Origin of the sequence: Rhizobium sp. YS-1r (genome assembly GCF_000757525.1) — a bacterium.
Taxonomy (GTDB): domain Bacteria; phylum Pseudomonadota; class Alphaproteobacteria; order Rhizobiales; family Rhizobiaceae; genus Neorhizobium; species Neorhizobium petrolearium.
The window spans coordinates 40,150-47,592 of the sequence record NZ_JPYQ01000046.1; the positions used below are offsets into that span (position 1 = coordinate 40,150).

Genomic DNA, 7,443 nt, shown 5'->3' on the forward strand with positions numbered 1-7,443 from the left:
CAGCTGTTGAGTTTTGTAGAGATTTGTATCAGCCGGCAGTTGCCGTGCCGTCATTGGCTATGTACTCGGAGGCGATCTTGCCGTCCCTGAGTTCGATCGTGCGGTCGAAGAGATCCTGGACCCGAGGATCGTGTGTGACGACGGCAACACCGGCTTGTCTCGTGTCAGCGATCTGCCGGAACAGGGCAATCACCTGGCGCCCCCGGACGCTGTCGAGCGCAGCGGTGGGTTCATCGGCAAGGATCAGCGATGGATCGTTTGCAAGTGCTCGGGCAACCGCAACGCGCTGCTGCTCGCCACCGGAAAGCCGTGTCGGGAGATTGTCGATGCGGTGGGCAAGATCCACACTATCGAGCAGGTTTGAGGCATATTGGCGCGCCGGTCGCGACGGTACATCGTCAATCTCGAGCGCGAGTGCCACGTTTTCGACGGCGGTCAGAAAGGGAATGAGATTGGCCTTCTGGAAGACGAAGCCGATATTGTTGCGTCGGAAATCCCTGAGGCTATCCAGATCGGCGTCCGGATGCGAGACCAGCCGATCCCGGAAATAAACTTCGCCGGCCGTCGGAGGCTCCAGCAGTCCGGCGATCAATAGCAGTGTGCTCTTGCCCGAACCGCTCGGACCGAGAATGCCGACGACTTCGCCCGGATAAATGTCCAACGAAACATCGTCGAGTGCACGGACCACCGTTTCGCCGCTCGGATAGTAGCGGCACGCGTTCCGCACGCTCAGGATTGCTGGACTGCTCATGACAGCACCTCCTGCGCCCGGACCTTGAGGGCGCGGGAAATGCCGAGCAAGCTGGCAAAGCCACAGATGATGGCCATAGCGAGCGCAAGCATTCCGAGATCAAGGGTGTCCATGACGACCCTGCGCGGAAAAAAAGGAAAAACGAGCTTGGAAAGCGCAAACCCGAGCAAAAGGCCTCCGGCACCGATCAAATAGGACTGTTCGGCGATCATTCCGATAATGACCGAGTTGCGTGCGCCGATCAGCTTCAGCATCGCGATCTGATGACGCTTTTCCATGGTCAGCATGTAGATGATAAGCGAGATGACGATTGCCATCACGATAAGCAGCACCGCTGTGAAGGCTAGGATCTGCACCCTCAACCGCCAGAGGCGCTGGTTGAGCAGGAGGTTCTCCTGGTCGGTCTTGCTGAGAACATTCGCATCGCCCCAAACCATGATCGCGGCGCGTACCGCTTTCTCGTTTGCCGCTGGGCTGAGCGTCACCAGTGTCGCTGCGATCTTGCTGTCCTGCTCAACGGAACTGCCGCTTGCCGCCTCCACACTTTGCCCCCTTGCGTTTCGGGCAAGCAGCACTTCTTCGCTCGTCCTCCGCTGGGCGATTGCCATGGCATCATTCACCGTGACGAAGAGCAGGCCGTCGCCGCTTATGTCGACCATTCCCCGCGTCATGCCGACGATCGTATAGTCATCCTGGCCGAGCCGTACACGATCACCGAGACCGAGACCGATGCTGGCGTCGGCGATCGCCTCGAAATGGCCGTTCGCCAGATGTCGGCCGGCGGTCAGCGGTACCCATTCGCCACGGTCCTTCGGATAGTCGAGTCCCGTGATAGAGGCACGCAACTGCCGATCGCCAAAGGCAAATTGCTGGCTGACCTGCACGAAACGCCGCACGTTGGCAACGCCAGCAATGCCCTCCACGCGGCGGTCCATGTCGGACGATATCGCCGAGCTTTCCGAAAACGGACCGGAGCGTCCGCCTTGCACAACCCACAGGTCGGCGCCGATGCGATCAATGATCAGCAGCGCATCCTCGACGATGCCGCGGTAAAGGCCAATCATGCCAACCGAGGCGGTCACTAGGAAGGCGACGCCGGCCGCAGTCATCAGGAAGCGGCCGAGATTGTGTCGGATGTCCTTGAAGCCGAGATTCATAATTGCCTCGCCGCTTCCTTGACCCGCATGAAGGAATAGGCGCTCTCGGGATTGGTGATCACGACGTCGCCTCCGTTGAGCCCGTCCACAATCTCGACGAATTTCCCTCCGATCATACCGAGTTCGCAGAAACGCCATGCCGCCCTGCCGTTTTGGACCATCCAGACGCCAGGGCTGCCATCCTTTCTTCCGATGGCCGAGGAAGGGACAGCGATGACTCCACTCTTGCCGGCGATGCCGATGACGGCGATACCGCGTTGGCCTATCGCCCAGTTTGCCGGCAAGCCATCAGGCGTGATATCAGCGGTGAACTCCCGTGTTTCAGTGTCGACCTGACGACTGATACGGCGCACCTTCCCGCTAATGGAGGTCTGCTGCTGTGAGATGAACCGGATCGTCGCGGTCTGACCTGCCGAGATCGAAGCAATCCCGCTTTCATCGAAACGGGCCGTGAGCACGATACTCAAGGGGTCGGCGATTTCCACGATCACTGTGCCGGGTGAAACGATGTCCCCGATATTGAGGTTGCGGGCGATCACCACGCCGTCGATCGGCGCGCGGATCACCGACTTGTCCAGCAGCGCCCGGTTCATCTCGACAGTCGCGACGGCCGCCGCTTCCTGCGCCTCGGCCTGATGAACGGAGGAGTAGGCCTTGGCGACGTCGGCTTCCCCCTGCTGAACAGAGGTTTCAGCCGATTCAAGGGCAGATCGTGATGACGTGCCGGTGCGCGCCAGTTCCCGTTGCCGGACAAGCGTTGAACGGGCATTTGCGAGTGTAGCTTCAGCTCGCCGGCTGTCGGCATAAGCCGCTTCCACGGCCTTACGGGCAGCTTCTTGCGATGCGATGGAAGCGTTAAGCTGCGCCTTCAGATCCTGGGCGTTTACTTCGGCGATGATTTCGCCTTTGGCGACCACGTCGTTGCGATCGACGTAAAGCGCAGTGATGACGCCCTGCAGACTGGAGCTGACACCAGCTTTGTCGATCGCATCAAGCGTGCCGGGTCCTGTGATCTCCGCCTGGAAAAAGCCACGGCTCGCAGACATCAATTCTACTGGTTTGGCGACCATGTAGCGCGTTGCCAGCAGAACTGTAACCACCATCAAAATAACCGTGATCAGTACAGCTATCCTGTTTCCCGATCGCGAAGGTGTAGAAGGCGGCCGAGCAAGGGCACTTTGATGCTGCCTTCCGCCGGATCGCAGGCTGGCTGGCAAGACCGGATGTGTTTGCGACGGTTCGGCTTTTTCTTCCGGTTTCACTTCGCTCACCGGTCTGCCGCCAGTATTGGGTCCAGGCGACAGCTTTTCTGTTGCCGGAACGATCGGATTCGGGCGCAGGTCGAGATCTCCAGGCGAGGATGCGCCCGACAGAGCCTGGATAGGGCGGGAAGGTGCTCCATCGGGCGCTGCGGGCGTCATCGTGCGATGCTGCCCTGACGGGTTATCGTTCCTCCATATGGGCCTGTGGTCGTGCGTGAGCCGCTGCAGGAACCGGTTGCGGAATTGCAGCTCGCGGCTGCGGATCGGATCAAGGTTCCGCCATAAGGGCCTGTACGTGCAATGCTGCGAGAGCACGAACCTCCGCTGCATCCTCCCTGGGCATGCACGGAGGATATTCCCCGTGGGCCGGTAACAGTTGCATTGCGCTCGACAGCGCCGGCCTCACCGATGCCGGCGAGAGCGAGAACGCCGATAATAACGCCCGCTCGCAGTCTTCTGTTCATCTCTCTGTTCCTTGCTCCGGTTTCCTGTCGACGCTTCAAGTCTGCAGTATCGACTTACGCATCTTCGGTTCCGTTCTTTTCCGGCCGATGAACCGGTCTTTTCAAGATGTTGAGAGAGTTTTCCGGCATGTATCGTTTTGTATATTCCCCGATTTCGCAGTTGATTTTCCCGCCGTGAAATGTCCTGCTGCGAGCCATGGAGCAAGAGACAAAGACCATCCTCATCGTTGACGACGACTCCGAAATCCGCCGGCTGGTCGGCGATTTCCTTCGTCGCGAGGGCTTTGGCGTGGAAATGGCCCAGGATGGCCGGGAGATGGACAGGATTCTTGAGCGCAGCAGGCCCGATCTCGTCATCCTCGATCTGATGTTGCCTGGAGAGGATGGGCTTTCTATCTGTCGCCGGCTGCGGTCGGAGCAAAGCACGCCCATCCTCATGCTGACAGCGAAGGGCGATGAGACGGACCATGTGGTCGGCCTTGAGATCGGCGCGGACGACTATGTCGTGAAACCCTTCGGGCCAAGGGAACTTTTCGCGCGTGTGAGGGCGCTGCTGCGCCGCACATCGGCGCAGCAGGTACAGCTCGTTTCGCGCCGTTACGCCTTCGACCGTTTCGTGGCCGATCTGGATGCCAGGCAACTTTATACTGAAGAGGGCGAACTGGTAGCACTAACGGGCGCGGAATTCGATCTGCTTTCGTGCTTCATCCTGCGCCCACGTCGCGTGTTATCAAGAGAACAGATCCTCGACTGGACACACGGCCGTAGCGCCGATCCCTTTGACCGAACGGTCGATATCCTGATTTCGCGCGTCCGAAAAAAGCTGGACCGACTGAGCTCCGGCTGCAACCTCATCAATACCATTCGCAATGGTGGCTACCTGCTGACCGTGCCGGTCAGGCAGGTAACATAGACATGCGCTTCGGCCTTACCGCCCGGGTCGTCGCCATCGGGGCAAGTGCTCTGCTGGCCTTATGGATTACTCTGATCGCCTCCTTCTACTGGTCCAATGATCTGTCTCGCACAACCACGCAGCTTGCACCTGAACAGCTGAAGGCAATCAGCGATCTTGTATCATCCATTGCGCCGAGTGAACGACGACTCGCCCTCCAGGCCCTTCAATCCTCTATGCTGGATGTGCGCTTGGTTTCGACCGGCGCGGTTCCAAAGGATGGCGAAAACCTGGCCGACAATGCCGACTTCTCACCCTATAGGCTGCTTCTCGGCGACAAGCTGCAGCATATCCAGCTGAAGGACGCGGAAAACGGTATCCGGCGCCCCCGGCATCTGGTCCGAACAGCCAGACCTCTCGAATTCTGGATCAGACTCAACGATAGTCAATTTCTTGTGGCAGAAGCACGTACACCTTTCATCGTGACACTTTTTGGCTTGCCCGCAGGCATGGGAGCCGGGCTGGTCGGAACCCTGTTTGCCTGTATCGCCTTCTATCTGCTGCACCGGGAGATCAAGCCGCTCACCAGACTCGCCACCGCCCTGGATAGCATCGATCCATCAGGCGAACCTGTTTCGCTTCCCCACGTTCGCACTACGACGCCGGAGATAAGCGCACTGGTCAGGGCTTTCGACAGGCTGCAGACGAGGCTGCATACCATGACGCGATCCCGCATGGCCCTGATCGGCGGAATCCAGCATGATATTCGTAGCTTTGCTACGCGCCTGCGGCTGCGCCTTGAACAGCTTCCTGACGATAGAGAAAAAGAACGGGCCACGGCTGACATCGACGACATGATCGACCTCCTGGACAACGCATTACTGACCTCCCGGGCGGGTGTCGGAGCGCTAAACGAGGAACTGCTCGACCTTGCGGCACTGCTGAGCGCCGAAATGGCGGATTTCAGGAGTTCTGGCCTGCCCGTGACACTCGAAATGCCCCCTTCCCCGAGGGAGATCTGGATTCTCGCCGACCGGATCGCCCTCAGGCGCGTCATCGGCAATATCGTCGATAATGCCGTGAAATACGGGAACCGTGCGCATGTGACGCTGGCTGTGGAAAGTCGGTACGCCCGAATTTCTATCGCGGACGAAGGGCCTGGGTTTTCGAAGGAGGAAAGGGAATTATTGCTGGAGCCGTTTGTCCGTGCCGAACCTTCCCGCGCCCGCAAAACAGGCGGCGCAGGGCTTGGCCTTGCCGTAGCTCGAACGCTTCTGGAAGCACAGGGCGGAACAATCTCAGTGGAAAACGGCACACGCGGTGGGCTGGTGAGCATCAAGCTCCCTTTGTACATCGCCGGCTGAGCCGGCCAGCATGCCTTGCCGAAGCAACAAATAGCTACATTTTCCTACAGGAGAGAAATTCGGGAGCAAACTGCAGCCCTCATGGTCATGCCATCGATAAACAAACGGAGGTCGCCATGAAGAAACCGGCGCTGTTCTCAATTCTCACCGGCACGTTGCTGTTCGCCGTGATTCCGCTTGCGGGATTGGCTCAGGGGCAGGACGCGAACGCCCCTCGTCCTGAGGAGCCCTATGATTATCGTCATTTCGGAGCTTCGGAAGGCGGCTTTCCGAGCTTCTATGCTCTGAGCGCTCGTCTTGATGACCTGCGCTATTACTACACCGGGAAGGTCATCCGTTTTCGGCTGGCGGGTATGCTTTCCGCCCAGGAAACTGCTATCGGCATCCGCGCTGATCAACAGGACGCTTGGCGAGCTTACACCCAGGCCGTCCTCGCGCTGATCCCGGATCGCGAGGCCCTGATTTCCGTGATTGGTGGGCCTGATGAGCACCCCGAGGGACCGGAAGCGTTCGGCCGGGTCGAAGCCATCTCAGATGCCTTGGCAGTATATGCCGGCAAAGCCCAAGCTCTGAAGCAGGCAATCGCGGACCTTCGCTCGAAGCTGACGCCCGAGCAGCTTGAAGCGGCGCGCATGCCGCGGCTCATCCGAGGATGAAACGATCCTGCGAAGATTTGAGACCGGCTGGACTTTCTTCTCTTTCCGCACCTTGGTCATGACTTTCGGCACTTACCCCCGTGCCGGAACGGACGGGCCGTCGCACCATCGATCACACTGCAGGCCCGTCCGCCTTCTCTTTCATACAACCACATTCGGGAGTCTACGAATGAAAGCTTATTTGATCCTTGCCTTTGTGGCAGTCGCCGGTACGGTCAATGCTCAGGAGATGAGCCGCCAGCAAATGCGTGAGGTGCGCTCAGCCTGCGAGGCAGACGTGCGGCGGCTGTGCAGCGGAATTCAGCCGGGTGGCGGAAAATTGCTGCAATGCCTCCAGCAGAATGCGTCCAGCGTTTCGGCGACCTGCACCGCAAAGTTGATGGAGATTAAAGCCACCCGCCAGTCGAAATGATCCCAATAAACTTCAGCCTTTCGCGTCAAACTGGAAATCTCGGTAACAACGGTGGCAAATGCCGGCTGGCCTCATCGATGCGATGTGGCCAGTTCGCGTTCGCCAAAACTTGCGCTGCCTAAGACGGAGCGCAGAGGGCATAGTATAAATGGTGGACAAGACCGTCTTCCTGAACACCTCGTGCTGCACGCTCGCCATACTTTCTCTACTGTATGGCGTCGCTCAAGGTTCGGTCAGCAAGCACGCTGCAGATGAACTCTCGCAGCGCCACAACCTTACGCAATCCACGCTCGACGGTCCCCCCCGATCAACGACCAGATGAATGAGAGCCCTCCGAGTCCTGAGGACGGCCGACCATTGCTGCCTGATGGCGCCGATGCCCTCAAAGCGGGCTTTGGCGACTGGGCGGTGGAGTGCAAGGTTGCCGCGCAACGATCAACGTGGAATTCCAGCGTCAATCAAGATGGGACTTTGCGGGTGGTGGG

7 protein-coding genes are annotated in these 7,443 nt (G+C 59.1%); 4 read left to right on the forward strand and 3 right to left on the reverse strand.

What is annotated here, in order from left to right; genetic code table 11:
- Positions 1-28: 28 nt before the first annotated feature.
- From JL39_RS21530 to JL39_RS21540, 3 genes are read right to left on the reverse strand one after another with little or no spacing between them, the layout of a single operon-like run.
- Entirely contained in the window at positions 29-751 is a 723-nt protein-coding gene (locus tag JL39_RS21530) for an ABC transporter ATP-binding protein (protein WP_052183036.1), read from the reverse strand.
- Positions 748-1,908 carry an ABC transporter permease gene (locus JL39_RS21535; protein WP_037155653.1) on the reverse strand — a complete coding sequence of 387 codons (1,161 nt, stop codon included), beginning with the start codon at positions 1,906-1,908 and terminating at the stop codon, positions 748-750. Before JL39_RS21535 ends, JL39_RS21530 begins: the two co-directional genes overlap by 4 nt.
- Positions 1,905-3,329: an efflux RND transporter periplasmic adaptor subunit gene (locus tag JL39_RS21540; RefSeq protein ID WP_081952933.1), complete on the reverse strand. Its 1,425-nt coding sequence runs from the start codon at positions 3,327-3,329 to the stop codon at positions 1,905-1,907. The genes JL39_RS21535 and JL39_RS21540 overlap by 4 nt, the downstream gene beginning before the upstream one ends.
- Before the next feature lie 501 nt (positions 3,330-3,830).
- Here JL39_RS21540 and JL39_RS21545 point away from each other — a divergent pair.
- The 4 genes from JL39_RS21545 (at position 3,831) to JL39_RS21560 (ending at position 6,958) form a co-directional block, all read left to right on the forward strand.
- Entirely contained in the window at positions 3,831-4,547 is a 717-nt protein-coding gene (locus JL39_RS21545) for a response regulator transcription factor (RefSeq protein ID WP_037155656.1), read from the forward strand.
- Between the two features lie 2 nt (positions 4,548-4,549).
- Positions 4,550-5,890 (forward strand): ATP-binding protein, encoded by a 1,341-nt coding sequence (locus tag JL39_RS21550; protein ID WP_037155658.1) that lies wholly within the window; start codon positions 4,550-4,552, stop codon positions 5,888-5,890.
- 116 nt (positions 5,891-6,006) lie between these two features.
- Positions 6,007-6,546 (forward strand): hypothetical protein, encoded by a 540-nt coding sequence (locus JL39_RS30610; protein ID WP_052183038.1) that lies wholly within the window; start codon positions 6,007-6,009, stop codon positions 6,544-6,546.
- Positions 6,547-6,715: 169 nt separating this feature from the next.
- Complete coding sequence (locus JL39_RS21560) at positions 6,716-6,958, forward strand: cysteine rich repeat-containing protein (protein WP_037155660.1); 243 nt, start codon at positions 6,716-6,718, stop codon at positions 6,956-6,958.
- Positions 6,959-7,443 lie beyond the last annotated feature (485 nt).

Bases quoted from the DNA above. Each gene is read 5' to 3' on its own strand.
- JL39_RS21530 (WP_052183036.1), bottom strand. From the start codon at position 751: ATGAGCAGTCCAGCAATCCTGAGCGTGCGGAACGCGTGCCGCTACTAT.
- JL39_RS21545 (WP_037155656.1), top strand. From the start codon at position 3,831: ATGGAGCAAGAGACAAAGACCATCCTCATCGTTGACGACGACTCCGAA.
- JL39_RS21550 (WP_037155658.1), top strand. From the start codon at position 4,550: ATGCGCTTCGGCCTTACCGCCCGGGTCGTCGCCATCGGGGCAAGTGCT.
- JL39_RS21535 (WP_037155653.1), bottom strand. From the start codon at position 1,908: ATGAATCTCGGCTTCAAGGACATCCGACACAATCTCGGCCGCTTCCTG.
- JL39_RS21540 (WP_081952933.1), bottom strand. From the start codon at position 3,329: ATGACGCCCGCAGCGCCCGATGGAGCACCTTCCCGCCCTATCCAGGCT.
- JL39_RS21560 (WP_037155660.1), top strand. From the start codon at position 6,716: ATGAAAGCTTATTTGATCCTTGCCTTTGTGGCAGTCGCCGGTACGGTC.
- JL39_RS30610 (WP_052183038.1), top strand. From the start codon at position 6,007: ATGAAGAAACCGGCGCTGTTCTCAATTCTCACCGGCACGTTGCTGTTC.